We start from the raw sequence: 26,561 nt of genomic DNA, 5'->3' as shown, positions 1-26,561 counted from the left end.
AGTTACTAATTTAGCCAGCGTCAGCAGAAAGGTAAAAGCGGGATCAAATGATTGTGATAGAACTCAAAGAACTTCCCCGGTGGCGCTGCGCTTACCGGGGCTACAAAACTTAATCTCCCTCTCCCTCAGGGAGAGGGCCGGGGGGAGGGGGAGCGCACCAGCCCCGGAGCCTGCCACATCGACGTCGTCAGCCCGCTGTCCACCAGCCCAAGCTGGTCGGCATACACCGCCTGCCACTTCTGCATCATGCCGTCGTACAAGTCGCGGTGTTCCGGGTTCGGCGTAAACTCCCGGCTCCACTTCACCAGCCGCTCGCCCGTTGAGGCCATATCTGCAAACAGTCCCGCCCCCGTTCCGGCCGCAATCGCACAGCCCAGTGCGGTGGCCTCTTTCACTTCCGGAACGCGTACCGGCAGCCCGGTGACGTCGCTTAAAATCTGGCTCCACAAGGCACCTTTCGCTCCCCCACCGGCGAAGACGAGGCTCTCAAACGTCACGCCGGAAAAACGCGAAATCTGTGCCAGATTGCAGGCCGAAACAATTGCGGCGTTCTCTTCCAGCGCACGGAACAGCGTCGCCTTGTTGCACTTTTCCGGGTCGATAGAGAGGTTAATAAACGACGGCGCAGCGTGATACCACTGCTTAAAATGCATGGCATCGGAGAAGATCGGCATCACCCCATGTGAGCCCGCAGGCACGCGGCTGGCCATCTCTTCCAGCAGGGTGTAGGTATCCATGCCCATCCGCTCGGCAATCAGTTTTTCCTCTGCGCAGAAGGCATCACGGAACCAGCGCATAGTAAGCCCGGTGAAGAAGCTGATTGACTCCGCCTGAACCATGCCAGGAATAACGTGTGGGTTTACGCGGATATTCATCTCAGGATCGGTTCGTACCTGCGGCAGGTTGACCACCTGTTGCCAGAACGTCCCGCCTAACACTGCCGTTTGCCCGGCGCGCACCACGCCCAGCCCCAGACACCCAAGCTGCACGTCACCACCGCCCATCACCACCGGCGTCCCTTCGCGCAGACCGCTCTGCTGTGCGGCGGCTTTGGCGATCGCGCCCAGCACGGTGCCGGTTTCTTTTACCGGGGAGAGGATATCGGCGCGTAGCCCGGCCATGTCCAGCAGTGCGGGTCGCCAGTCACGGGAGAACAGATCCAACATGCCGGTCGTGCCCGCGTTCGACGGATCTACCGCCAGCTCGCCGGAGAGCTTCGCCGCCAGCCAGTCGCTGATCATGGTGATGGTCGCCGCTTTGCGGTAGATATCCGGACGATGGTGCGCCAGCCACAGCAGGCGCGGCATGGCGCTCAGGGCCAGGGTCTGGCCGGAGACGTCATACACTTCGGATTCAAAACGGTCGTCGTGGATCTCTTTGAGTTCAGCCACCTCGCGGCTGGCGCGGGCGTCGACATTAGCGCAGGCCCAGATGGCTTCGCCGTTGCGATCATACAGAACTATTCCCTCGCGCATGGAGCAGCAGGCAACGGACTGAATATCCGCCGCGCTCAGTCGCGCGCGCTCCAGCGCCTGGCGAATGCATTGGCAGGTGAGCTGCCAGTTGGTGGCGAGGTCAAATTCCATCGAGCCCGGCACGTTCTCCACGCTCAGGTGTTTCCACTCGGCCTGGCCGACGGCAATCTGGTTGCCCTGCAAATCAAAAATAACGGCGCGAACGCTGCCTGTCCCTGCATCTAACGCTAAAAGGTAACTCATGAGCTTGCCTCGTGTCAGGCGCAGGGCTGCTCTTATCCGGCCAGAGCCAGCACCGCGCGGGCTGTCGTCTCTTCCGTCACCAGGCCATTGATACGGCGACCTTTCAGTGCGGCATAAATCGCATCGGCTTTCTCTTCACCTCCGGCCACGCCAACGATGGTGGGCAACTGCGCCAGTTCATCGAGCGTGACGCCCAGTAATTCTTTATGGATCTCCAGCTCCTCGACGCATTCCCCTTCGGCATTCAGGAAGTAACCGAGAATGTCCCCCACCGCGCCTTTGCGGGCATACATCAGCTGTTCGCCTTCGCTGATATAGCCAGAGCGCAAGATCGTCGCGTCACGGCGCTGGTTCACTGAACCAATTCCCACCACTGCTACATCAGCCGCCTTTGCGGCGAGGATCACGTCCCGCACGCTGGTTTCGCGTTTTAAGATCCCGGCAACAGAAGCGGATGAAACGCGAAGCGGGGCAGGGATCATGCTGACGCTACAGGCCGCATCGAGCTGGCCGATGCCGGTCATATACGGCCCGACACCACCGGAGAGCGTCACCAGACGGATCTGCTGCGAGCTAATAAAACCGCTTAAGTGCTGCAGGCTGCTCATGGTGGTTTCACCAAATCCCACCGCTAAAAGCTGTCCGGGTTCCAGCACGCCCATCAGCGACTGCGCGGCACCAATGCCCAGTCGGACGTTCATTGGCGGCGTATTCAGGGCAGGCATCACGCGCACCAGCTTGAGCCCAAAACGCTGCTGCAATTCGGTTTCCAGCGCCAGACAGCCCTCATAACGAGAGTTGATCTGCACGCGTATCACTCCGGACTGGCGGCCCTTTTCCAGCAGGCGCGAGATCTTCAGACGCGGCAATCCGAGCCGTTCGCCAATATCGTTCTGGGTCAATCCATCGTGGTAGTAACACCACGCCACGCGAGCCACCAGCTCCTCTTCCGCCAGCGCCAGCCCGGCAAACCGACCTTCTTCCGCAGTGCGTTTATCGCTCATAATTGAACTCTTATAAAAATTTAGATCATATGTTCGTGATGACGCGGGTGGAAAGTGTGAGCCGCGCGGCAAAACGGATCTTTTAGTTTGTTTCGGGTTTATCTGGATCTTAATCAATAAAACTGTGATCCCTGCACGGTTGTAAATATAGTTCACCGTCTACGCTTTTGAACATTATTAAATCTAAAAATCATTTGTTCAATGGCGGGGCGATGATGACCTTACTTCTCGAAGCGCGTGATATCTGCAAGCAATTCTCCGGCGTGCCGGTCTTAAAAGGCATTGATTTCACGCTGTTTGCGGGTCAGGTGCATGCGCTGATGGGCGGTAATGGCGCGGGGAAATCGACGCTGATGAAGATCATTGCCGGGGTGGAGACGCCGGACAGCGGTGAACTTTCGGTATCCGGACAGTCATTTGCGCGGCTTACCCCAGCGCAGGCACACAAGCTCGGCATTTATCTGGTGCCGCAGGAGCCATTGCTGTTTCCCAACCTGACGGTGCGGGAAAACATCCTTTTTCGCCTGCCGCGTGAACGCGATCTGGATAAACGCCTGGCGGAGAAACTTCGCCAGTTGCAGTGCCAGCTTAATCTGGATGCCACTGCCAGCACTCTGGAGGTGGCGGATCAACAGATGGTGGAGATCCTGCGCGGGCTAATGCGCAATGCGACGATCCTGATCCTGGATGAGCCAACGGCTTCGCTAACACCAGGGGAAACCGAGCGGCTGTTTCGCCAGATCCGTGCGTTGCAGGAGCTGGGCGTTGGCATTGTGTTTATCTCGCATAAATTGCCGGAGATCCGCCAGCTGGCGAGTTATGTTTCAGTGATGCGCGACGGTGCCATTGTGCTCAGCGGTGAAACGGCGCACTACGACGATAACGCCCTCATTGGTGCGATGACGCCGGTTAGCCGCGATAAAGAATTAAGCGACACCCAAAAGCTGTGGCTGGCGCTGCCGGGCAACCGGCGCACGCAGGCACAGGATTTTCCGGTGCTGCGTGTTGAAACACTGACCGGGGAAGGGTTTATCGACCTCAGCCTTGAGATTTACGCCGGGGAAATTGTCGGCCTTGCCGGGCTGGTGGGCTCCGGGCGTACCGAGTTTGCCGAAACCCTCTATGGCCTGCGCCCGGTGCGCGCAGGGCGTGTCTGGCTAGAAAACCAGGATATCAGCAGCGAGTCGGTATTTTCGCGACTGGATAAGGGGCTGGTGTATCTGCCGGAAGACCGGCAGGTTTCCGGGTTGTTCCTGGATGCGCCCGTTCGCTGGAACACGGTCGCCCTGAATGAACCGTCAATCTGGCAGCAGCGCAAGCGCGAAGCGGCGGTGGTGGAGCGTTATCACCGGGCGCTGGGGATCAAACTCAATGATGCAGACCAGACCGTGCGGACGCTCTCTGGCGGTAACCAGCAAAAGGTCTTGCTAGCACGCTGTCTGGAAGCCAACCCACTGCTGCTGATTGTGGATGAACCCACGCGCGGCGTGGATGTGTCGGCGCGAGCAGACATCTACCAGCTGATAAAAAGCGTTGCCGCGCAAAACGTCGCGGTGCTGATGATCTCAAGCGATCTCGATGAATTCCCTGGGCTGGCTGACCGTGTGCTGGTAATGCACCAGGGGATGCTCAGCGGGGAGCTGCCACGCCACGCCGTCAGCCTCGACAGAATGATGTCGCTGGCCTTCGGAGGACAATCATGAAGATGTTACTGAGAAACCGTGAGCTCAGCGCGCTGCTGGCGATCCTGGCGCTGTTTGCCGTGCTGGTGGCCCTTAACCCGGCCTATTTCAGTTTTCAGACGCTGGGAATGATCTTCGCCAGTTCGCAAATTCTGATCCTGCTGGCACTGGGCGCGGCGATGGTGATGCTGACCCGCAATATTGATGTCTCTGTGGGATCGACGGTGGGGTTGTGCGCCATTGCCGTGGGGGTGGCGCTCAACAGCGGTTACAGCCTGCCGGTGGCGATGCTGTTTGCGCTGACCATTGGCGCACTGGCAGGGGCATTTAACGGTTTACTGGTTGTCGGGCTACGCATCCCGGCGATTGTCGCCACGCTCGGTACGCTGGGATTGTATCGCGGGGCGATGCTGCTCTGGACGGGCGGAAAGTGGATTGAAGGGCTGCCGCCGCAGCTGAAATCCCTCTCTGAACCTGTCGCATTCGGTCTATCGCCGCTCGGTATGGTGGTACTGTTTTTCGCGGCGGCAGGGGCGTGGACGCTCTCGCGCACCGCCTTTGGTCGTGATTTTTATGCCGTAGGCGATAACCTGGCAGCCGCGCGCCAGCTGGGTGTGGCGGTGAATCGCACGCGGATGATCGCCTTCACGCTGAACGGCATGCTGGCGGCCTGTGCCGGGATTGTCTTTGCCGCGCAGATCGGTTTTGTGCCGAACCAGACCGGAAGCGGGCTGGAGATGAAAGCTATCGCCGCCTGCGTGCTCGGCGGTATTTCGCTTTTGGGTGGCACGGGCACGCTAATTGGCGCGTTACTTGGCGCCTTCTTCCTGACGCAAATCGACACCGTGCTGGTGTTGTTTAAGCTCCCGGCCTGGTGGAACGACTTTATTGCCGGGCTGGTGCTACTTGGCGTGCTGGTGCTCGACGGACGTCTGCGCCAGGCGCTGGCGCGCCATCAGCGGGCGCTGAAGTACAGCCGTTTCCAGCCGGGAAACAAAGGGGGAAAGCACGTCACCCCGTTTCCGAAACGCAAAAAAGAGGTGGCGTAAATGAAGCTTAACTGGGAAAGCACGCTGCTGATTTTACTGGTGCTGGAGATCCTGCTTTTTGGTGCCATCAACCCGCGTATGCTGGATATCAATATGTTGCTGTTCAGCACCAGCGATTTCATCTGCATTGGCATTGTGGCACTGCCGCTGACGCTGGTGATTATCAGCGGCGGGATCGATATCTCCCTCGGCTCGACCATTAGCCTGTGCGCCATCGCGCTGGGAGTGATGATGCAGTCGGGGTGGCCGATGGCGGTGGCAATTCCGCTGACCTTACTGCTCGGCCTGCTGTGCGGTTTATTCAACGCCGCGCTTATCCACTACACCGGCATTAGCCCACTGGTGATCACTCTCGGCACGCTCTACCTCTACGGCGGCGGGGCGCTACTGCTCTCCGGTATGGCGGGGGCGACGGGCTATGAGGGCATCGGTGGCTTCCCGGACAGCTTTACCGCATTCGCTAACCTCACACTTCTCGGCTTACCGGTTCCGCTGGTGCTGTTCGCGGCGATCACCGTTTTCTTCTGGCTGATTACCCATCGCGGGCGCTTTGGCCGTCATCTGTTTCTGATTGGGCAAAACCCACGCGCAGCGCGCTATGCGGCGCTGTCGGTCAACGGCATTCCGTACGCGCTGTATGGTCTGGTCGGGGTTGCCTCGGCGATTGCCGCGCTGGTGATGGTCTCCTATTTCGGTTCCGCGCGCTCGGATTTAGGGCGCGATTTACTGATGCCTGCGCTGACCGCCGCTGTACTTGGCGGGGCCAATATCTACGGCGGTTCAGGTTCGGTAATCGGTACTGCACTGGCGGCACTGTTGGTGGGGTATCTGCAACAGGGTTTACAGATGGTCGGCATCCCCAACCAGGTGTCGAGCGCGCTGTCAGGGGCGCTGTTGGTTGTGGTGGTGATGGGACGTTCGTTGAGTCTGCACCGTGAATGGGTGCGATCTCTCTTCACAAAACTACCCGGAGCGTAAGATGAAAACAAAACTGATAGTCCTGGCGATGGCCCTTAGCATCGCATCGGCGCAGGCGGCGGACCGCATTGCCTTTATCCCGAAACTGGTGGGCGTGGGTTTCTTCACCAGCGGCGGCAACGGTGCAAAAGAGGCGGGAAAAGATCTGGGTGTGGACGTCACCTACGATGGCCCGACCGAGCCAAGCGTCTCTGGCCAGGTGCAGCTCATCAATAACTTCGTTAACCAGGGCTATAACGCGATTATCGTCTCCGCCGTGTCACCGGATGGCCTTTGTCCGGCGCTGAAGCGCGCGATGCAGCGCGGCGTAAAAGTTCTGACCTGGGACTCCGACACCAAACCGGAGTGCCGCAGCATTTACATCAACCAGGGAACGCCGGAACAGCTTGGTGGCCTGCTGGTGGAGATGGCATCGAAGCAAGTGACGAAACCGAATGCCAAAGTGGCGTTCTTCTACTCCAGCCCTACCGTCACCGACCAGAACCAGTGGGTGAAAGAGGCGAAAGCCAAAATCGAGAAAGATCATCCTCAGTGGCAGATCGTCACCACACAGTTTGGCTATAACGATGCCACCAAATCCCTGCAAACCGCAGAGGGGATCTTAAAAGCGTATCCGGATCTGGATGCGATCATCGCCCCGGATGCCAACGCGTTGCCTGCGGCAGCGCAGGCGGCGGAAAACCTCAAGCGGGAGGGGGTGGCGATCGTTGGTTTTAGTACGCCGAACGTGATGCGTCCGTACGTTGAGCGCGGCACGGTGAAAGCCTTCGGTCTGTGGGATGTCGTGCAGCAAGGCAAAATTGCGGTCAATGTCGCCGATCGTTTGCTGAAAAAAGGCGATCTTAACGTTGGCGACAGCGTGGACGTAAAAAATATCGGGGCGCTGAAGGTCGAGCCGAACAGCGTGCAGGGCTACCAGTATGAAGCGAAGGGCAACGGCATTGTGCTGCTGCCGGAGCGTGTGGTGTTCACCAAAGAGAACATCAATAAATATGATTTCTGACGGGGGAGCAAATGGCTGATTTAGACGACATCAAAGACGGTAAAGATTTTGGCATTGGCACGCCGCAGCAGAACGTGCCGTTCACCCTGAAAGGCTGCGGCTCGCTGGACTGGGGCATGCAGTCCAGGCTGGCACGCATTTTCAACCCGAAAAGCAACCGCACGGTGATGCTGGCCTTTGATCACGGCTATTTCCAGGGGCCGACTACCGGTCTTGAGCGTATCGATCTTTCGATTGCCCCGCTGTTTGGTGAAACCGACGTGCTGATGTGCACCCGCGGTATCTTGCGGAGCACCGTACCTGCCGCGACGAACAAACCGGTGGTGCTGCGCGCCTCCGGCGGTAACTCGATTCTGGGTGAGCTCTCCAACGAGTGCGTGGCGGTAGCGATGGAAGACGCGCTGCGCCTGAACGTCTGCGCGGTGGCGGCGCAGGTATACATCGGCAGCGAGTTCGAGCATCAGTCGATCAACAACATCATCAAGCTTGTCGATGCGGGCGCGCGCTACGGCATGCCGACGCTGGCAGTGACGGGCGTGGGCAAGGAGATGGCGCGCGACGCACGCTATTTCTCGCTGGCCAGCCGCATTGCCGCAGAAATGGGGGCGCAGTTCGTCAAAACCTATTATGTGGACGAAGGCTTTGAAAAAGTGACCGCCAGCTGCCCGGTGCCGATCGTCATCGCCGGGGGCAAAAAACTGCCGGAGCACGAGGCGCTGGAGATGTGCTGGCGGGCTATCGACCAGGGCGCATCCGGTGTGGATATGGGACGCAATATCTTCCAGTCCAGCGCGCCGCTGGCGATGCTGAAAGCGGTGAAGAAAGTGGTTCACGAGAATATGAGCGCTCGGGAAGCGTTCCAGTTCTGGCAGGAAGAGAAACAGGGAGAAGCAAAATGAACGTGACGTTAGTGGAGATCAACATCAAGCCTGAACGGGTGGATGAGTTTCTGGAAGTATTTCGCGCCAACCATGAAGGGGCGATCCAGGAACCGGGGAACCTGCGTTTTGACGTATTACAGGATCCAAGGGTGAAAACCCGGTTCTTTATCTACGAAGCCTATAAAGACGAAGAGGCGGTGCTGGCGCACAAGCAAACGCCGCATTATCTGGCGTGCGTGGATAAGCTCGAGGAGTTGATGTCAGAGCCGCGCAAAAAACGCAGTTTTGTGGGTTTGTTACCGGAGTAAAAACTTTCCCCCTCCAACGGGGAGGGGGAATTCAGATCACGCTTCTTCCACGCTCACCCGCAGCGCTGCCAGCGCTTTACGCGCCGCTTTCAGCACCTGCTCACACTGCTCAATGGTCAGCGTCAACGGTGGTTCAACACGGATGGTTTTCGAGTTGTTGAGCGTCCCGGCCACCAGTACCCGCTGGCGGAACATCTCGCTTGCGAAGCTATAACCGATTTCGTTATCAACAAACTCAATTGCCATCAGCATCCCTTTGCCGCGTGCGTCCTGAACCAGATCCGGGTATTCCCGTCCTAACTGGCGGAAGCCGTCCAGCAGCATGTCACCTTTCTGCTCCGCCTGAGCAGGCAGGTTTTGATCCAGCAGCACGTTGATGGTCGCCAGCGCCGCTGCACAGGCCAGCGGATTACCGCCAAAGGTTGTGGTGTGCAGGAAGGGGTTTCCGAACAGCACAGAGAATACTTCCTCGGTAGCAACCGTCGCGCCAATCGGCATCACGCCGCCGCCGAGCGCTTTCGCAAGACACAGAATATCCGGCTGAACGTTCTCGTGCTCGCAGGCAAACATCTTGCCGGTACGCCCCATCCCGGTCTGGACTTCATCGAGGATCAGTAGTGCGCCAAACTCATCGCACAGCTGACGCACGGCAGGCAGATAACCCTGCGGAGGGAGGATCACACCGCCTTCACCCTGAATCGGCTCCAGGATCACCGCCGCCACGTCATCACCGGTTTTACGGCATTCGCTCAGCACGGTGCGCATAGCGTTAATGTCACCAAACGGCACGTGGCGGAAGCCCGGCAGCAGCGGCATAAACGGTTTACGGAAGGTGGATTTAGCGGTAGCAGACAGTGCACCCAAAGATTTACCGTGGAACGCGCCGCTGGTGGCGATAAAGGTGAATTTCCCGCGCGGCGACTGGTACGCTTTGGCGAGTTTAATCGCCGCTTCGACCGATTCCGTGCCGCTGTTGCTAAAGAAGCTGTACTTCAGTTTGCCGGGCGTTAAGGCCGCCAGCGTTTTCGCGAGCATGGCGCGAAGCGGGTCGAGCAGTTCCTGGCTATGGAGAGGTTGTTTCGCAAGTTGATTCTGTACGGCGGAAACCACAACTGGATTACGGTGCCCCACGTTGAAGATACCAAAACCACCAAGGCAATCGATAAACTCCTGTCCCTGGGTGTCGACAAGCGTGTTCAGACTCCCCGCTTGCCACTCTACGGCTCCGTAATCCCCGCCGGCGGTAACAGATTTGCGATACTCCAGAAAACCTGGATTGACGTGCTCTTTAAAGTAATCGATGACCTCTCGGTTAAGTTGTTTCATCTCCTCATGATCAAGCGTTCGCTTCTCAATGAGATTCAATGCGTGCGCGGTACAGGCAAGAGCCGAGGCGCTGGAAGGTAACCTGTTCAAAATGTGCTCCCGGGGATCGCGTATCACATGATACTGCGTTAAGTATTGCAGGGATTACGCCACTTCAGCTGACTTAACGAAAATCGGGATAAACGCCAGGTTAAAATTATGTTGCACAATATTTAATCATGCCGATACAACCGAAACGGGATTTCGCTATCCATGGCAGCGAGCTTAAAAAGACGCGGGAAAAGGCAATCGCACCAAAGTGGGGCATTTGCTGCTACTTAAGTGGGCGTTAACACATCATGCTTTGCAGGTAATTTCTTTGCGAAAGTATTTGAAATCAATGAATTATAAAATCTCACAAAAAGTGCGGTTTAAGTGAAATCTGCGATCTCTATCAAGTTTAACAACTAAAGATAAATTGTTTACCGCCGAAAAAACATAAATCCACAAAATTAACATTCAAATAACCTGCAAGGGATGCTCACGATGTCTTCTCCAATCTATGTCAGCCAGAATGAATATCCTCTGGATGATGACACCACCTTAATGTCTACCACAGACATCCATAGCTACATTACACACGCTAACGACACGTTTGTGCAGGTGAGCGGTTATGAGCTCGACGCGCTGACGGGCCAGCCGCACAATATGGTGCGCCACCCGGATATGCCAAAGGCGGCATTTGCCGATATGTGGTACACCCTGCAACAGGGCGAGCCGTGGAGCGGGATTGTCAAAAACCGACGTAAAAACGGCGACCACTACTGGGTTCGTGCTAACGCAGTGCCGATGGTGCGTCACGGGCAGGTGACGGGCTATATGTCCATCCGCACCAGAGCCACGGAACAAGAGATTGCCACCGTGGAGCCTCTCTACCGGGCGCTGAATGACGGAAGCTGTAAGAAACGTATTCATAAAGGGCTGGTGGTACGTAAAGGCTGGTTGGGGAAACTCCCGGCAATGCCGCTGCGCTGGCGCGTTCGCAGCGTGATGGCGGCGCTTTTTGCTGTGCTCGCGGCCACGCTGGTCACGACTTCCGCAGGCTGGATACCGATCGCGGCGGCTGCGGTGGTGATGCTGCTGGGAACGCTGATGTTTGAGCAGCAGATTGTCCGTCCGGTAGAGAATGTGGCGCGCCAGGCGTTGAAAGTGGCGACCGGTGAGCGCAACAGCGTACAGCACCTGAACCGCAGCGACGAACTGGGGCTCACCTTGCGTGCGGTAGGACAACTGGGGCTGATGTGCCGCTGGTTAATCAATGACGTATCAAGCCAGGTGGTGAGCGTGCGCGATGGTAGCGACAAGCTTGCGCAGGGTAATGAAGATTTGAACGATCGCACGCGCCAGACCGTAGCGAATGTACAGCAGACCGTCGCGACAATGAACCAGATGGCGGCTTCTGTTCAGAGTAACTCTGAAACCGCCGCAGAAGTGGACAAACTTTCCGTGGCCGCAAGCAGTGCGGCAACGAAGGGGGGGAATGCGATGCAGACCGTGGTGAAAACCATGGATGATATCGCCGACAGCACGCAGCGCATTGGTTCGATTACCTCCTTGATTAATGACATCGCTTTCCAGACCAATATTCTGGCGCTCAACGCGGCGGTTGAAGCAGCAAGGGCGGGTGAACAGGGCAAAGGTTTTGCTGTGGTCGCGGGCGAAGTTCGCCATCTCGCCAGCCGCAGCGCCAGTGCGGCTAATGATATTCGTAAGCTTATTGATGCCAGCGCCAGCAAGGTGCAGTCCGGCTCTGAACAGGTTCACGCCGCAGGCCGTACAATGGATGACATCGTTGAGCAGGTGAAAAACGTGACCCAGCTTATTGCCCAGATTAGCCACGCGACCTCCGAGCAGGCAACTGGATTGTCTGAGTTAACCCGTGCCGTGGCAGAGCTGGACAGCATCACGCAGAAAAACGCCGACCTGGTCGAGGAAAGCGCGCACATTTCCGCCATGGTGAAACACCGCGCCGGACGTCTTAAGGATGCGGTGACGGTTCTCCATTGAGTGAGTCATGTTCCAGTAAAGCCGTTTATTCCTTACGGAATAAACGGCTTTATTATTTGAGGTTGTAATTATTGATGTGTTTTATTGTTAATTTAATATTAAATAACTAAAAAAATCATCTCAGTTATTTATTCCTGCCTAAGCCAATTTTCCACGATGCTATTTTGAAAAAGCCTCATCCGATGGTTGAGTAACGATCGATGGGGCATTATTAATAGCCTCTACCTATCTATTGTGATGGTTATGAAATAAAAAACGATCAAAGTCATAAAGTTAGAGAATTCGTTACCGATAACAGCGATCGTCTGAGAAATAATCACATCGATGGAGAAAATATGTTCTTAAATGACGTAAAGATCGGCACGAAATTATTTCTGGCATTTGGGCTATTAATTGTCCTGATGGTGGTGAGTGCGAGTTTGTCCTTGCTGAGTCTGAACCGGGCCAATAACGGGATGCAATCTATCATTACCAGTGACTATCCTACGACGGTAAAAGCGAACCAGTTAATCGACAACTTCCAGGAATTTATTGGCACTCAGCAGCTCATGTTGCTGGATGAACAGGGGACCTATACGGCGCAATCGCAACAGCGTCTGAAGGAGATCAGCGGGAATATCACCGTGCTCCTGGGTGAGCTGAACAACGCGCTGCATGATGCGAAATCACAGCAGGCACTGGCGGATATCCGCGGTGTGCGTCAGCAGTATCTGGACTCGCGTTACCGTATTTTACAGGCAGTGCAGAATAACGATCGCGCGGGTGCTATCAGGGAGATGATGACCACGACCCTTAACCTGCAGCAGGAGTACAAAGCGAAGGTGCAGGCGCTGATTGCCATTCAGAACACCGAAATGCACGACGCAGGTGCGCAGGTGGAGGGGGACTTCAGAACCAACCGTCTGCTGCTGATCCTGATTACCCTTTTCAGCGTGGCGGCAGGCAGCCTGATTGGCTGGTTTATCGTACGCTCGATTACCCGTCCTCTGGGCCAGGCCGTGACTTTTGCTGAAGCCATCGCCGAGGGTGACCTGACCGGCAGCATCACGCCGCACGGTAAAGACGAAACGGGTCAACTGCTGCATGCGCTGATGGAGATGAAAACACGCCTGATGGACATTGTGCAGCAGGTGCAAACTGGCTCAGAGAATATCTCCAGCGCTGCCGCGCAGATTGTGGCCGGTAACCAGGATCTGGCCGCGCGCACGGAAGAGCAGGCAAGCTCTGTTGAACAGACCGCCGCTTCCATGGAGCAGATCACCGCTACGGTGAAAAACACCGCGTCGCATACCGGTGAGGCGACCACCCTCTCAGCAGATGCCGCCACGGTGGTTAAAAACAACGGTGAGATGATGAAGCAGGTGACCAGCAAAATGCGCCTGATTAATGAGACCTCGAACCGGATGTCCGACATTATCGACCTGATCGACGCCATTGCTTTCCAGACTAACATTCTGGCGTTGAATGCGGCAGTGGAAGCGGCACGTGCGGGTGAGCATGGCCGTGGCTTTGCGGTTGTGGCGGGCGAGGTGCGTCAGCTTGCTCAGAAAAGCGCATCGTCTGCCAGTGAAATTCGTGAGCTGATTGAGAGCTCCACCAGCCAGACCCAGGACGGGATGAACCTGGTCGAAAAAGCGAGTGGGCTGATCAACGGGATGGTCGGTAACGTGGAAGAGATGGACGTTATTCTGCGTGAGATCCGCCAGGCCAGCCATGAGCAGACGGAGGGGATCTCGCAGATCAACAGCGCGATTGGACTGATTGATGCCACCACCCAGCAAAACTCTGCGCTGGTGGAGGAGTCCGTCGCGGCGGCGGCATCCCTTAACGAACAGGCGATGCATCTGAAAGAGCTGGTACGCGTCTTCCGGGTGGGCGAGCACGCACCGGCTTAATCCAGCTGGGAGATCTCCAGCGCTGCGCGGTCGATTACGCCGATGATCTGCTTAAGCTGCGCATCGCTGAGCTCTCCCTGATTGACCTTCAGGTCTAATACCGCTTTGAAGTTATCCAGCGCCCGCTTCATCTGCGGGTTTTTTCGCAACTGGAAACCGACGGAACGCGCTTTGATACGCGCCTGTATGTGCGCCAGCTGTTCCTGATTTTCATCCAGCCATTGCTGACCCGCCACGGTAATCGTAATGCTCTTACGGCCGTTTTCTTCTTCCTTAATGAGGATAAAGGCCTGATCCTGTAGATAATCCAGAGTCGGGTAGATTACGCCCGGGCTTGGGGTGTAATTCCCCTGAGTCATGTTTTCGATCTCTTTGATCAGCTCGTAGCCGTGGCTCGCATTGCGCGTCAGGATATCCAGAATCACCAGACGCAGATCGCCGTGGCCAAAAAAGCGCGGTCGACGTCCGCCGCCATCGTGTTCGTGTCGCATACTGTGTCCTTCGTTTTGATATATCTAAACTATATCTAAGATATATTCAGATGCAATCTAAAAGATCTTGCATTCTTGCTGATTAGCAATCATTATCATTTAAAATTGATTTAGATATATCGTATTCACCTGAGAAGGGTCTAAAAATGACATCTACCCGTTACCCACAGCGTGTTCGTAATGACCTGCGTTTTCGCGAGCTGACGGTGCTCCGCGCTGAGCGCGTTAGCGCGGGTTTCCAGCGCATTGTTTTAGGCGGTGAGGCGCTGGAGGGCTTTAGCTCCCGTGGCTTTGATGACCACACCAAAGTCTTTTTCCCGGCTCCAGGGACGACGTTTGTGCCTCCGGTAGTCACCGATGACGGCATCGACTGGGGTGACGGCGTACGTCCTCAGGCGCGCGACTATACGCCGCTGTATGACGCGGTAAATCATGAGCTGGTGCTCGATTTCTTCGTTCATGATGGTGGTATTGCCAGCCACTGGGCGGTCGAGGCGAAGGCGGGTGATAAGCTGACGATCGGCGGTCCACGCGGTTCGCTGGTGGTACCGGAAGATTATGCCTGGCAGCTGTATGTCTGCGATGAGTCCGGCATGCCCGCGCTGCGCCGCCGTTTAGAAGGCATCGCAAAACTGCCTGTTCGCCCGGGCGTTCATGCAGTGGTGACGGTTGGGGATGAATCTTATAAGGATTATCTGGCACACCTGAGCACGTTCGACATCACCTGGATTGTTGGCTATAGCGAGCAGGCTGTGGCGGACCATCTGGCGACGCTAACCGTTCCGGCGGAAGATTACTTTATCTGGCTGACCGGTGAAGGGAAGGTAGTGAAAAGCCTCAGCCGCCAGTTTGAATCCGAAACGATTGATCCGCAGCTGGTGCGTGCCAGCGCTTACTGGCACGCTAAATAATCAGGCTGCAGAATCCAGTTGCGCTTCGCTCACCTGATGTTCGAGCGAGGCGCGAACTTCGTGCAGCGCTTTCTCCTGCTGAGCGAAGTAGGCTTCCATATTGCTCAGCGACGACACCAGAAGCCAGGATTCCTCTTTCTCCAGCTCCGCCAGCTCGTTCACTAAAATGTCGATTTGCTCGCGGACCTGCGCCATTTTTTTGCGGATACGTTCCAGATCGTTCAGCCTGTCGCTGGCCATCAGCGGCTCGAAGCCTTGCTGCAGGCGCGCCACCAGAGAGCGTATGGCTTTGACGTCGCCACGCTGTTTGGCCTGGTTGAGCTGCGCCATCATCGCGTTGGCTTCTTCTTTCAGATCGTCGGCCACCAGATCCGGGTGGCAAAGCTTGCTCGCCTGGCGCCAGAGGCGCTTCAGTTCGTTCTGATCTTCTTCCGAGAGATCCTTTCCTTTACGCAGACGCACTTCGGCATCGTGGTGCTGCTCGCGGTATTTCTCGTACTCTTCGTTGGCTTCGTCGCGCGCCTGACGCGCAGGCTCTTCTTCGCGCGTTAAGCCGCTTTCAAGCTCCAGCGCTTCGGCCAGCAGGTTGGCAATCAGGTTACTTTGCTGCTGCAAATGTTTGCGTGCTTCAGCGGCTTGCACGGAATCGGCAGGCAGATCGCGCCAGCGCTGGGTGAGCGTTGCCAGTACTTCTACAGCCTGCGCCATATACTGCTGGCAGCGACGGTAATCTTCCTCGCGACGACGCGCTTCCGCCTGTTGACGACGCAGGTTCAGCTCCGCCAGCGTTTTGCGCAGGGCGAGGATCTGCTGCATCAGCGGGCCGAGGCGGGAGAAATAAAGATCGTTGAACTCATCCAGCTGCTGCACCCGCGCATTGCGGCGATCTATAAGATCGCGCAGACGCTCTTCCAGCGCCTTCAGCTCCAGCTTGCTGGCCGCCACCTGTGGATCGCGCCACTGGGTGATTGCGCGTTGGCTCTGTAGCCAGGCGGTAATGGCCGCAATGGCCGCGGTGTAGTTCTTCTGCTCAAGCGCCACGACGATTGCCTGTAGCTCATCGTCAAACGCTTCATTTTTCAGGCGTGTCAGCTGGCTCTGGATGATGTCGTCATCTTCCAGTTCAATGGCATTTTTAATGATTTCTAGCCGTTTGATCGGTGTGCTCATGATGCTTTCGCTTTGGCGCTTAAGTATTTGAGTTAAGGTTAGTTGTTGTAAAAGCTACAGGAAATAATACACACGGATGATGATCGGCGCGATGGGGGATTTCTTTAGTTTTGCAGTTTGTGAAGGTGGAGGGGAAGTGAGACGCTTCACGCAGTCCGTTGAAAATCTCATATATTAATTCATTGAAACTACTAATTATTGTTAGAAAAATAAGACCAGTCCCTACGTAACATTACCAGGTAAAACCCATAATCACCCGAATAGTTTGCCCGTGACGGGCCATTTACTATCCCTCTCACTGACTATTTTTCCTGACATCGGCGGACGACTGTTCGACGTGCGGAATATTTTTTCAACGGAGTAGAGATGAGTATGAAAGCTATTTTAGCCGCCCTGCCGATCGCGATGATCCCGGCTACGGTTCTGGCAGCAAATACCGAAGAAGTGTATTACGGTTCCGCAAAATACCTGCAGATTGAACAGCGAGCCAAAGAGATGGATACCAGTTCCCGTCCGGGTGTCGGGCAGTTTGTGGGTGGTAAACAAAAAGAGCACTTAGGCGGTGCGGCGATTGCTGCGGGATACCGGTTTGGTAATGGCTGGCGCACTGAAGGTGAATACACCTTTAAGCAGAAAACCGAATACACCAACGGCTCCAGCGCCTTCCCTAACGGTTTTGATCATCTTCAGACTGAAACAGAACGTCTGATGCTGAACGTCTATCGTGATTATGAGTTGGGCTACGGCGTCTCTGTTTACGGTACCGCAGGGCTTGGTGTGAGCAGGATTAAAGCCGACGGCTGGCAGGGTAATCCTGGCCGTGAATACGGTTCGACGACGCAAAACAACCTGACTTACGCATTAGGCGCAGGCGTAAGTTACACGCCGGTTGATCGTCTCTATGTCGATTTGGGTTATCGCTATATCGATATGGGTAAGATCGAAAGTGGATATAACAACTATGCGAACATGCGTGGCTTAAAAGATGAGCAGATGAAAGCGCACATCGTCTCTAATGAATTTACCCTTGGCATGCGTTATGTCTTTTAACCTGTTGTAAATGTCACTGCTTTAAAACAGGGCCAACGCCGTGGGAATACGGGGTTGGCTTTTTTGTGTTTTTTTTAAACTCAGATTGGCTACATTGATATTCGTTCTTCTTTATTATTTTTAATTTCATTTTTATTTTCCAAAGAACGCTTGTAGTTTACAACCTGTAAATTAGCACGAATAAATTGCCACAGTGAAAACAACCATACTACACCGATAGTCAGGTATATATATGCCAAAGCAAGTAAATACTTTTTAGATGTGTTTATTGTGGCTATTTCTTGTTCAAGCCACCGTTGATAAGATTGGCTGTTATTCAACAGCTTATTGCATGCCAGAGCAAAAACTGAGTCATTAGGTATTAGCTTACGGGAGTTTATACAATCTTCTTTGCTATGGATTGTTGCATTGTTAATAGTACCAGATTGCGATGTAATTATTAATGTATCTTTGGATAAATAATAAGTAAATGTTCCAAAATCAATTTTAGCAAAACCATACGCTATAGAGTTTTGCGTATACCAAAAAAAAGAACCTGTCAAAATTAACATCGTGCCGAGAATAATTGATGTTATTTTTTTCCTGGTAGGCATTTTTTTGGTGATATCGCCCCAGGAGCTAGTAAGGAGGAAAGATGATGGTTTTAATTTTCCTTCATTCAGTCCAAGCTGGATTAAACGGATATCATTAATATTTGAGATGTTGATGCCATTTATGATTTTAAATAATTGAATATCAAACCATTTATTATCCATGTGTTTCATTTTTGAGTCTGTATACCCTACACCAAAATAGCGTAATGCAAATCGTAATAAATTCGACAAACCATGCGCCCTATTCAGGGCTACAGCAAAGAGAGTTGCGTAGACAACGTAACGTGTAAAATCCTTATTGCCCAATAAATTACCGATCATGTTTAGCCTCAATGTTGTGTGATACGTTATAAAACGGCATTAAGTCGAAAATCTTTAACGTGTGGAGTAATTGGTTGCTTATAAATGCTCTCGCATCTCTCAGCAACTCGCTCATGCGCTGCGCAACATGATTCGCACCCGCCTAAGGTTTTGGAGCCTAAGCATTTTTCATTTTTTTCTTCAAAACATATCGCCAGACCGTGTCAGTGCTGGCGGCGTTTAAGCAAACCATATACAAAAATGCGCGATGCCAATCGTGGTGCGGGCTGGCGTGATATTGTGTTGGAGTCTGAAACTGAAAAAAATTCTTGGATACGTTGCTAATGACTGGTTATTCTTTGTTCGAGTTCAGAGCAATAGGGATGAGATATGGACGCTAAACCGGTTGCATTAGGGATTCTCGATGGGATCTCCTCTATACCAAATACAGCTTACATGGGGGTTGTAAGAAGCTGGGAGGGAAGCGGACTTGCCGGGGAAAGCGCCAAACAAAGAAACCAGGTTGAGACGTAGCGTTTTTTCTATATGCTCAAGAGCTTGGGTAATGCTGAGTCACCTTTGCGAAGGCTGATTACTATCGTTTTCACCTCGTTCTATCAGAAACTCAATGATGAAGGTAAAGAGGCCGTAAACAATAAATTGGGTTACGGAGCCGGAAGCATTGGTGGGCGAACAGGTGGGCAAATTGTACTGGCTCAGACAACCGCAAGTCTGATGTTGAATCGCCTGGCGATTGATCAGGCGTACAAACATTTTATCCGGTTCAGTGCTTCAGCCGCGTTAAACGTCGTGATGTTTCAGGGGATTATTGAAGAATCAGCCAGAGCGTCAAGACGGATGAAAGCCAAATATCCCTCTACATACGCCAGGGTGTCAAAAGAGAATCTGGATATGGTCTACTTTCTCGTTGAACAGCAGTTAGAGCCTTACCTCGTGTTCATTGAAGGACATCCTATGGATTGCAAAGGAATACAGAATGAAATTTGTAAAATCGTTAATGTCCCACGCAATTGAGGGAACCATCACCTCTCTGGCTGTGATTTTTGCTATGGGGTCATTCTTCTGGTTTGAAAGTACATGGATGAAATTCGCCGGGTGTTTTGGGGCATTGATAGTTGGCTATGTGCTTTCATACGGGGCGGCAAAAATCAGAGGCGGGTAATAAAAAAATCATACAATGCTATGCAGGATGCAGCCTGGCGAATGCTTGAGAAAAAAATCCAGGGGACAAAAAGGGGACACTCGCAATTCCCACAACAAAAAAGCCACTCACTAGAGTGGCTTAATTATATGATTATAAAGCTAAAATTTGGTGGCCCCTGCTGGACTTGAACCAGCGACCAAGCGATTATGAGTCATAAAATTGGCATGTTTTTAATTGTTCGCCATTGTCTCTGTTTGTGTTTCTAATTGTCTATAATCAATCAGTTATGAAGTTGTTTTTGTTTCTGATTGGTTCTCTCATTTCCCCATTGTACTATCCTTACCTGACCCATTACCTGACCCAAAATGGGCATTGGGTCAGGTAACGCTTATCCTCATAAAGGTAACCTCATGGCCGCTAATCTTACCGAGACTGCTATACGTGGATTGAAGACAAAAAGTACGTCGTACTACGTGTGGAGCAACAGTGCTCAGCGTGGTACTGGCAGGCTTGGCGTTAAGGTTCAGCCTTCAGGCAGCAAGGTTTTTTATTTCCGTTACTACGTTGAGAAAGGGAAGAAAGAGAAGTTCATCCAGTTGGGCATCTGGCCTGAGATGAAACTGGTGACGGCCAATGAGCTGGCGAAAAAGTATGGTGCCTGGCTTGTTGAAGGAAAAGAGCCCCAGCAAGAGCTTGAGCAACAGCGCCTGGCCGAACAGCACATCATGCAACTTCATCGCTCGCAGGGATCGTTTAAAGAGCTGGTACATGGCTACGTTAACAAGATGAAGCTCGACAATAAGCGGACCTGGGCTGATGTTCTGAAGCGTCTTGAAAAAGAGTGCTACACGGTTATCCCTCGAGAAACCAAAGCGAAAGATGTCACGCCATTACAGATCAAAACGATCTTATCTGGCATCATCCAGCGTGATGCAGTGGTCCATGCGAATCGAATTCGTTCCTACCTGATGGCGGCTTTTAACTACGGTCTTAAAGCCGATAACGATCCGATGAATACCAGCGTGGGTATTACGTTCGGCCTTGAAGTTAATCCGGTATCGGCCATACCAAAGCAGTCCTCGGCGGAGAAAGTGGGTGATACATGGTTAACGCTGGAGGAGCTACGTTTTGTCATGGAGCAGTTCGCTCAGGCAACTAACGTTGGGCCGCTGATGCAGCATCTGATTCGCTTCTGTGTTTATGCTGGTGGGCAGCGTCCGTTTGAAATGATTGCCAGCCAGTGGAGTGCAATTGACTGGCAGCAAAAGACATTGCTGGTCATAGCCGATGTATCGAAAAACAAGCGTGAGCATCTGATCCCGCTGGCTGAATCGGCACTACAGGAATTAGCCTCAGTGAAAGAACTGACTAAGGAAAGCAACAGTCCCTATATCTTCCCGCTATCAACCAACGGTGAGCGACCGGTACGCACTGATAGCCTGGCGCGTTCCATCATGTATTTCCGGGCTTTTAATCCTGAGTTTAAAGTTTTCACAGCGCGAGATTTACGTCGCACTTGTAAAACGCTGATGGGGGAGGCGGGGATCAGCAAAGAGATCCGCGACCGTATCCAGAATCACGCTTTGAATGACGTCAGCTCTAAACACTATGATCGTTATGACTACCTGACTGAAAAGCGTAGGGCGCTTGAGATCTGGGAAGACAGGGTCAACAACTATCAGCGGCAGCAGGAAAATAACGTTGTGAACCTGTTTGGGCGGAAGTAGCATTTATCTGGACAAGGCTACCAGGTAAGAACGTTGTGTGGCTGGTGTTCTCTGCGGCATCAAAAAATTGCGATGCCGCAGAGATACTGGCGGAGGGCTATACGAGACTTTCTTCTTTATTTCGGTGACCGCCTGAGCGGTCACGTCTAATAAATGGCAGTACATTGAAGGCGGCACAGGCTCTCGCCTTTAGCACGTAGACACTCCGATTAATATCACGCTAGGTAATACTACTTTTCTGGCAACACGAACCGAACTTCAATGCGACGCTGACGAGCATCTTCCGGTGCAACACCGGGAATAGGCTGCGAGTCACCATATCCGGCAACAATCACTCGGCGTGCAAAAGCCTGAGCAAGATCGCCAACTATAAATTTACGCGCCTCTCTTGCACGCGCTGCCGATAAGGTAAAATTATCGTCATAGACAGTGCAGAAACTTTCAAAGTTAGTCACCGGACGGGTAACTGGAAGATTATCCGTATACCCTTCAATATAAACTTGTCCGCTTCTAAATTCGGTAAGAAATCTGACGACCTGCGTTTCAATCGTCGCCAATGCCTGGCTTGCCTGAGATGCAATGCAGGCGCTGCCGCGATTGAAAACTCCATCACGCAACGTAATTTTTTGCGAGTTGACATCCAGCGCAACTAAGCCCTCATTTGCCGTTCCATCAAGTGTGGTTTTAATACTTCCCAACATTTCCCCTACTCGGGCTCGCTGGGCATTGACTCCCTGTTCCATTTCCTGCTTATGCTTAATATCTGACCATGTTTTCTGTAGTACAGACATCACCAGCAGTAACATAACTACAGCCATTACTCCCGACATCAGGTCGGAGATCGAGACCCACTCATTAGGTTTATCTTTCATGAGTGAGCACCTCAGACTGCATCATTAACGATGTTCATGGTCGATAACGTTTGGTCGATATGTTGTAATGTATTGGCAAGTGGCGTCAGGCTTTTTTCAATTTGCTGAACCAGGTGGTTCCGTTCTGGCGGTGACAGCATTTTACGAATCCCTCCCAGCTCTTCCAGAGAACGGATCAATCTGTCATCGAGCGAAGAAAGTGCAGCAGAGGCATCAGTATTACTCAGCATTTCATCACGTAATGATTCAATGCTGTGCACCAGTTTACCGACACCTGCAGTGACCCTGTCCATTCCCGGCTGAAGAGGGCTCTCTTTCTGCATGAGCTGGAGTTGATTCACCAGCGTTTCAATCGCATCTGCATTTCTTTCACCTGATGTCGTCATCTCCGCATAACGGTTGTTCAGGCTGGCTACTTGCCGATTGCTGCTGGATACCGCTGTTAGTCCGTTAACTATTTGCTCACGCAAATCATCAACCAGTTTTGTCATAGCGATCACTTTTTCATTTAAAGTTTCACTGGTGATCATAAATTCACGCTGCGCATCACGCTGAGTTTTCATCGATTGATCGATGGAAATTCGAACTTCACTCATTGTGGTGCCAACGTTTTGAGAAAGGTCGGTAACTGCACTGGAAATGCCATCTGTTGCATTTGCCATACTGGTGGATATCGATTCCATATTCTGGCTAAAACTTTCGCCCATTTGGGAGATGGTGGAACCAAGATCGGTTTTAACCGTACCTAACATATCGGTAATGCCTGTACGGAAATCACCGATAACCTGTTGCAAATCACCGGCGGAATTCCCCATTTCTTGTGCTGCCGATGACATTTTTTCGGCTGAATGTTGAATGGCAGACAGGTTACTACTGTTGGTATTAATGAAGTGCTGTAACGATTCTCGGGTCGTCGTTAACTCTGTTATCTGTTGTTGCCCTTGCACAGACTGATCTTTGGTACCCTTAACGATATTGTTTTGAATTTCACGCAAGAGGTCTTGCAGTTTTACCAATTGCTCATTTTGGTTAATACGCTGTTGTTCAGCGTTATCACCCTGACCGGCGATCCTCATATATATCGCGGCTACCTCGGCATGGTGTGAATGGTTAACTTGCCGGGAATTTTCGCTTTCCTCGTGAATACTGTTGCATACGTGCTGCAATCCATCGATATGTTGCTGCTGAGTACTACGGGATATATCTGTCAATTGTTCCAGATATGTTTCCTGTATTTTGCGTTGTTGTGCGGCAGCATGGCCCTGCTCAATCAGGGGCTGTAAAAACGACTCCATACCTGAAGAGAACTTGCTCAGCAACTGCCGTGTGGCTTCACTTTCCACCTGCATTCTGTCGTTCAAACCCTGTAATGCTGCCAGATACTGTAACCGGGTCTCTTTATGTTCAGCGCGCTTTTGCTCTCGTGACTGGTCGAACACTTGCTTCATCTGCTGTGCGCACCAGCGTAAACGCTTCTCGTCATATCCTAACCCAGCAGCACAGGCTTTAAGGATCAGATACGCCATGATCCCCCATGTCGACGTTTTAAATTTCGTCCCCAGCCCTTCCATCATCCCCATCAGATTCGACATGGCGTTATCCATGCCTGCGGAGTTAGCATCAATCAAAATATCCGATGCTTTATTAAGGGCAATTCCCAGACCGAGGAAAGTGCCTAGCAACCCTAAAATTAACAAAATGCCCGGCATGATATCGGCCATTTTTTCTGCTGGACTGGCAACTGCTGCGCTGATTTCGTTGACTGAACCATGATCAACATCGAGATGGTCTGCCCCATTATTCAGTGCATCACCTTGCCATTTTCTGTCCCAAAAGCGCTGATTTGCCTGCCAGAGCAATAAACCAATCGTCAGTAAAACCAAAAAAAGCATTGTGCCGCCAAACAGCATCTGAATGACGTCGAATTCCGGCAATATAAAGGCAAAAAATTCATGAAACGTCATGCTGCCACCTCGACAAGCTTGCTTGCACGTGCGCGGCTGGCTTTTTCAAAGATATTGGCAAAATCGATAATTAAGCTTTGTTGCTCGGTATTAAGTTCTTCCCAACGCTTACCAAACTGAGCACACTCAATAATAATCATCCCAACCGTGCTGCTGTCTTCCATCAAATATTCTTGGTCAGCAAATTCTTCAGGCTCTTTTTCTAGCATTTGCAGAAATCCTTCTGCTGCAAAAACATAATTACGCATTTCATTGGTTCGTTTGCGTTTTGTTTCCATCTCAGCCTGTTGCACTGGTAAACGAGCTTCCAGGTCGTTGAGCATTGGTACTTCATCTTCCTGAAGATCACCAAGGCGCTGGCCAATCTGTAGACGTCGCAGAAGTACTTGTTCTTTCGACAGACCGTCATTCAGCGATTTCCATTCATTTTCCATATCCTGCAGGTTATACCCCCAGGCCATTATCATTTCTTCGAACACGAAGGGGATAAGTTTCTTGCCAAAACGCGCCATCACAACACGATCCAGGCGTTGCGTTGCCTCATCGCTCAACTGAGGGTTAGGTTTTAGCAATTCGTTGCCAGTTTCAATAAGAAACAGGTCGTCATCGGTTATCGTATCAATGTCCTGCGCACGCGTAAGATGCTGCTCAGTATCTTTCAGTAACTTCTGCGAAGCGCGTAACCGCAGATAATGTTCGAAATCGTTGATCTGAATGTTATCCAGGACGTCCTTAATACGCGTTGAGAGTTGGGCATATAAGGTAATCAGGCTCGCCAGATCAACAGCACTCGCTGCTTCCCCGCGCATCTGGTTACGCGCTTCGCGTAAAGCTTGCTCATGCTCACTGGCCTCATCCATTTCTTCAGGTGTAAGAAACAAATCTTTAAGTTGTTTGGCTTTATTAATTGCCCACTCAATGGCCTTGCCAATACGTTTCGCCAGATCACTCTTATCCCATTCGACCAACAGCCCCAACGCTTTATCCAGCGCTTTCAAAGCGCCACCCACCCACGGGAATTGTGGCAACATCTTTTCAGCTAATTTTGCTGCGTTTTGCACGATAGGGCGAATAACATTACTGATAAATGGCTTCACCTTTTCCCAGATGCTCTTTACACTTCCCACAAAGGTCTCAGCTTTCTCTGCCATCCAGGAAACGGTTTTAGCTGCGGTTTCTTTAATACCATTCCATACCCGGCTGGCAGTGCTTGCCAATCCACTTGCTACGCTGCTGCAAAAACTGCCGACACTTGACCAGAAACCCATAATCTTCTCCTGTTGTTTTTATTGGATACCTAATAATTTTTTTGCTGTGTTGACTTCACTGGCTGTACGTCCCGAATGATTGGCTATCGCTTGGTGGGAGGCCAAAACTTGTTCTATCGCACTCCGTAAATGAGCGATGTTAAGTTGTGCAGTCTCTCCGGTGCGTTCTGCTTCCAGCAGCACTTTAGGCAGTGCCAGACGCATACAGGTACGGATCTCTCGTCCTGCCAGTCCTTCGGATAGTTCGCTTGCGGCGGTGAGAAGAGTTTCTCTTTCTTCTGCGAGTGGAATTTCAGCAACCACGAATTTGTTCCAGAGATGGTAACGGGCTGTAAGATCAGGAAGCGTAAATTCAACGTGATAGCCAATACGGCTGCGGAACGCCTCATCATAGTTACGTGCGAAATTAGTCGCGAAAACTACAATGCCGTCAAAACGCTCCAGCTCGATCAGTAACGTAGAGCGCATCGCATTAACTTCATTATCAACGCCTTGTGTGACAGAGGAGAGTCGTTTCCCCAGTAACGTGTCGGCTTCATCGAAAAAGAGCAGCGCTCCGGTTTCCTTAGCCTGCGCAAAAGCAGCCTGGATATTTTTAGCCGTTTCTCCCATAAACTTGCTTTCCAGTTCTGCAATACCAAGAGCAATAAAGGGCATTCGTAACTGTCCAGCCAGTGCCTCGGCGCAAAGTGTTTTCCCGGTGCCGGGAGGGCCATAAAAATTTAGTATCGCCGTCGACCCCATAGGATCAACGACTGAAAAATTCCATTCCTGGTAGATCGTTGTATGAAAACGCAGACGAGCCATGCATTCATCAAGAGAGGAGCGGGTGGTCTGGGATAAGATGACATCTTTATCTAGAGTAAATCTCGGGTCTGTCGGTATATTTTTTTTTCCATTTTCGTCGTCATCTTGTGGAGATAACGGCTGTCTAAACGGTGCTGAATTGTTACTGTGCGCTGACATAAGATCTTCATTCATAGAGAGATGTTTAAGTTCCGTTAAACCAGGGCTGTCTTGTCCCTGAAAAATTATCATATTGATAATCATGTGAAATATAACTTTAGGTGTTATCGGCCTGTGGCTTGGTCACTTGAGTAAAAAAATTTCGGAAAGTGTACTACCGCAGTCAGTGCACAGTCAGCGCTGCTTGTTGCGTT

22 protein-coding genes are annotated in these 26,561 nt (G+C 52.3%); 12 read left to right on the top strand and 10 right to left on the bottom strand.

Annotation, left to right across the window (positions count from 1 at the left end):
* Positions 1-125 precede the first annotated feature (125 nt).
* Together lsrK and lsrR are read right to left on the bottom strand one after the other, a co-directional pair.
* Positions 126-1,718 (bottom strand): autoinducer-2 kinase, encoded by a 1,593-nt coding sequence (gene lsrK, locus ACLHV8_RS19300; protein WP_208594147.1) that lies wholly within the window; start codon positions 1,716-1,718, stop codon positions 126-128.
* Positions 1,719-1,750: 32 nt separating this feature from the next.
* Positions 1,751-2,722: a transcriptional regulator LsrR gene (gene lsrR, locus ACLHV8_RS19295; RefSeq protein WP_028017113.1), complete on the bottom strand. Its 972-nt coding sequence runs from the start codon at positions 2,720-2,722 to the stop codon at positions 1,751-1,753.
* Between the two features lie 215 nt (positions 2,723-2,937).
* Between lsrR and lsrA the strand changes: the two genes are divergently transcribed.
* Genes lsrA through lsrG form a run of 6 tightly spaced genes read left to right on the top strand, consistent with a single transcriptional unit; the run spans position 2,938 to position 8,623 of the window.
* A complete protein-coding gene (lsrA, locus tag ACLHV8_RS19290; RefSeq protein WP_208594189.1) occupies positions 2,938-4,425 on the top strand; it encodes an autoinducer 2 ABC transporter ATP-binding protein LsrA in 1,488 nt (495 codons plus the stop codon).
* Entirely contained in the window at positions 4,422-5,453 is a 1,032-nt protein-coding gene (lsrC, locus tag ACLHV8_RS19285; protein ID WP_208594146.1) for an autoinducer 2 ABC transporter permease LsrC, read from the top strand. The genes lsrA and lsrC overlap by 4 nt, the downstream gene beginning before the upstream one ends.
* Positions 5,454-6,431: an autoinducer 2 ABC transporter permease LsrD gene (gene lsrD, locus ACLHV8_RS19280; protein ID WP_208594145.1), complete on the top strand. Its 978-nt coding sequence runs from the start codon at positions 5,454-5,456 to the stop codon at positions 6,429-6,431.
* A gap of 1 nt (position 6,432) precedes the next feature.
* The gene (lsrB, locus tag ACLHV8_RS19275) at positions 6,433-7,434 is read left to right on the top strand and encodes an autoinducer 2 ABC transporter substrate-binding protein LsrB (RefSeq protein ID WP_028017117.1); all 1,002 of its coding nucleotides are present in this window, start codon (positions 6,433-6,435) and stop codon (positions 7,432-7,434) included.
* An 11-nt stretch (positions 7,435-7,445) separates the two neighbouring features.
* On the top strand, positions 7,446-8,333 hold the full coding sequence (lsrF, locus tag ACLHV8_RS19270; protein ID WP_208594144.1) for a 3-hydroxy-5-phosphonooxypentane-2,4-dione thiolase: 888 nt from the start codon (positions 7,446-7,448) through the stop codon (positions 8,331-8,333).
* On the top strand, positions 8,330-8,623 hold the full coding sequence (gene lsrG, locus ACLHV8_RS19265; RefSeq protein WP_008503162.1) for a (4S)-4-hydroxy-5-phosphonooxypentane-2,3-dione isomerase: 294 nt from the start codon (positions 8,330-8,332) through the stop codon (positions 8,621-8,623). The genes lsrF and lsrG overlap by 4 nt, the downstream gene beginning before the upstream one ends.
* A 36-nt stretch (positions 8,624-8,659) precedes the next feature.
* Here the strand turns inward: lsrG and ygjG are convergent, their stop codons facing one another.
* The gene (gene ygjG / locus ACLHV8_RS19260; RefSeq protein WP_049007648.1) at positions 8,660-10,039 is read right to left on the bottom strand and encodes a putrescine aminotransferase; all 1,380 of its coding nucleotides are present in this window, start codon (positions 10,037-10,039) and stop codon (positions 8,660-8,662) included.
* Positions 10,040-10,474: 435 nt separating this feature from the next.
* Between ygjG and ACLHV8_RS19255 the strand changes: the two genes are divergently transcribed.
* Together ACLHV8_RS19255 and ACLHV8_RS19250 are read left to right on the top strand one after the other, a co-directional pair.
* On the top strand, positions 10,475-11,995 hold the full coding sequence (locus ACLHV8_RS19255) for a PAS domain-containing methyl-accepting chemotaxis protein (RefSeq protein WP_134708013.1): 1,521 nt from the start codon (positions 10,475-10,477) through the stop codon (positions 11,993-11,995).
* 335 nt (positions 11,996-12,330) lie between these two features.
* A complete protein-coding gene (locus ACLHV8_RS19250; protein WP_208594143.1) occupies positions 12,331-13,890 on the top strand; it encodes a methyl-accepting chemotaxis protein in 1,560 nt (519 codons plus the stop codon).
* Here the strand turns inward: ACLHV8_RS19250 and ACLHV8_RS19245 are convergent.
* On the bottom strand, positions 13,887-14,381 hold the full coding sequence (locus ACLHV8_RS19245) for a PadR family transcriptional regulator (RefSeq protein ID WP_208594142.1): 495 nt from the start codon (positions 14,379-14,381) through the stop codon (positions 13,887-13,889). The genes ACLHV8_RS19250 and ACLHV8_RS19245 overlap by 4 nt on opposite strands.
* Before the next feature lie 146 nt (positions 14,382-14,527).
* Between ACLHV8_RS19245 and ACLHV8_RS19240 the strand changes: the two genes are divergently transcribed.
* Positions 14,528-15,292, top strand: coding sequence for a siderophore-interacting protein (locus tag ACLHV8_RS19240; protein ID WP_108090495.1), 765 nt, complete (start codon positions 14,528-14,530; stop codon positions 15,290-15,292).
* On the opposite strand, the gene ACLHV8_RS19235 is transcribed toward ACLHV8_RS19240, so the two are convergent.
* On the bottom strand, positions 15,293-16,462 hold the full coding sequence (locus ACLHV8_RS19235) for a DNA repair protein (RefSeq protein ID WP_208594141.1): 1,170 nt from the start codon (positions 16,460-16,462) through the stop codon (positions 15,293-15,295).
* A gap of 366 nt (positions 16,463-16,828) precedes the next feature.
* Between ACLHV8_RS19235 and ACLHV8_RS19230 the strand changes: the two genes are divergently transcribed.
* Positions 16,829-17,512: an outer membrane protein gene (locus ACLHV8_RS19230; RefSeq protein ID WP_208594140.1), complete on the top strand. Its 684-nt coding sequence runs from the start codon at positions 16,829-16,831 to the stop codon at positions 17,510-17,512.
* Positions 17,513-17,601: 89 nt separating this feature from the next.
* Here the strand turns inward: ACLHV8_RS19230 and ACLHV8_RS19225 are convergent, their stop codons facing one another.
* Positions 17,602-18,426, bottom strand: a complete 825-nt coding sequence (locus ACLHV8_RS19225) for a hypothetical protein (RefSeq protein WP_028017127.1) — start codon at positions 18,424-18,426, stop codon at positions 17,602-17,604.
* A 525-nt stretch (positions 18,427-18,951) separates the two neighbouring features.
* On the opposite strand from ACLHV8_RS19225, the gene ACLHV8_RS19220 reads away from it, so the two are divergent.
* Complete coding sequence (locus tag ACLHV8_RS19220) at positions 18,952-19,440, top strand: hypothetical protein (RefSeq protein ID WP_032666808.1); 489 nt, start codon at positions 18,952-18,954, stop codon at positions 19,438-19,440.
* A 540-nt stretch (positions 19,441-19,980) separates the two neighbouring features.
* Positions 19,981-21,297, top strand: coding sequence for a tyrosine-type recombinase/integrase (locus ACLHV8_RS19215; protein ID WP_410377010.1), 1,317 nt, complete (start codon positions 19,981-19,983; stop codon positions 21,295-21,297).
* 230 nt (positions 21,298-21,527) lie between these two features.
* Here the strand turns inward: ACLHV8_RS19215 and ACLHV8_RS19210 are convergent, their stop codons facing one another.
* The 4 genes from ACLHV8_RS19210 to ACLHV8_RS19195 are packed head-to-tail and all read right to left on the bottom strand — an operon-like array spanning position 21,528 to position 26,451.
* Positions 21,528-22,169 (bottom strand): flagellar motor protein MotB, encoded by a 642-nt coding sequence (locus ACLHV8_RS19210; protein ID WP_049121188.1) that lies wholly within the window; start codon positions 22,167-22,169, stop codon positions 21,528-21,530.
* 11 nt (positions 22,170-22,180) lie between these two features.
* On the bottom strand, positions 22,181-24,133 hold the full coding sequence (locus ACLHV8_RS19205; RefSeq protein ID WP_049121187.1) for a hypothetical protein: 1,953 nt from the start codon (positions 24,131-24,133) through the stop codon (positions 22,181-22,183).
* Positions 24,130-25,401 (bottom strand): hypothetical protein, encoded by a 1,272-nt coding sequence (locus ACLHV8_RS19200; protein WP_049121186.1) that lies wholly within the window; start codon positions 25,399-25,401, stop codon positions 24,130-24,132. The genes ACLHV8_RS19205 and ACLHV8_RS19200 overlap by 4 nt, the downstream gene beginning before the upstream one ends.
* Positions 25,402-25,419: 18 nt before the next feature.
* Positions 25,420-26,451 (bottom strand): ATP-binding protein, encoded by a 1,032-nt coding sequence (locus ACLHV8_RS19195; RefSeq protein WP_227675402.1) that lies wholly within the window; start codon positions 26,449-26,451, stop codon positions 25,420-25,422.
* Positions 26,452-26,561: the final 110 nt, after the last annotated feature.

This window comes from Enterobacter sp. CPE_E863 (assembly GCF_046521465.1).
In the GTDB taxonomy this organism is placed as follows: domain Bacteria; phylum Pseudomonadota; class Gammaproteobacteria; order Enterobacterales; family Enterobacteriaceae; genus Enterobacter; species Enterobacter adelaidei.
The sequence above is the reverse complement of the archived record's forward strand: the minus strand, read 5'-3'. Positions and strand labels throughout refer to the sequence as shown.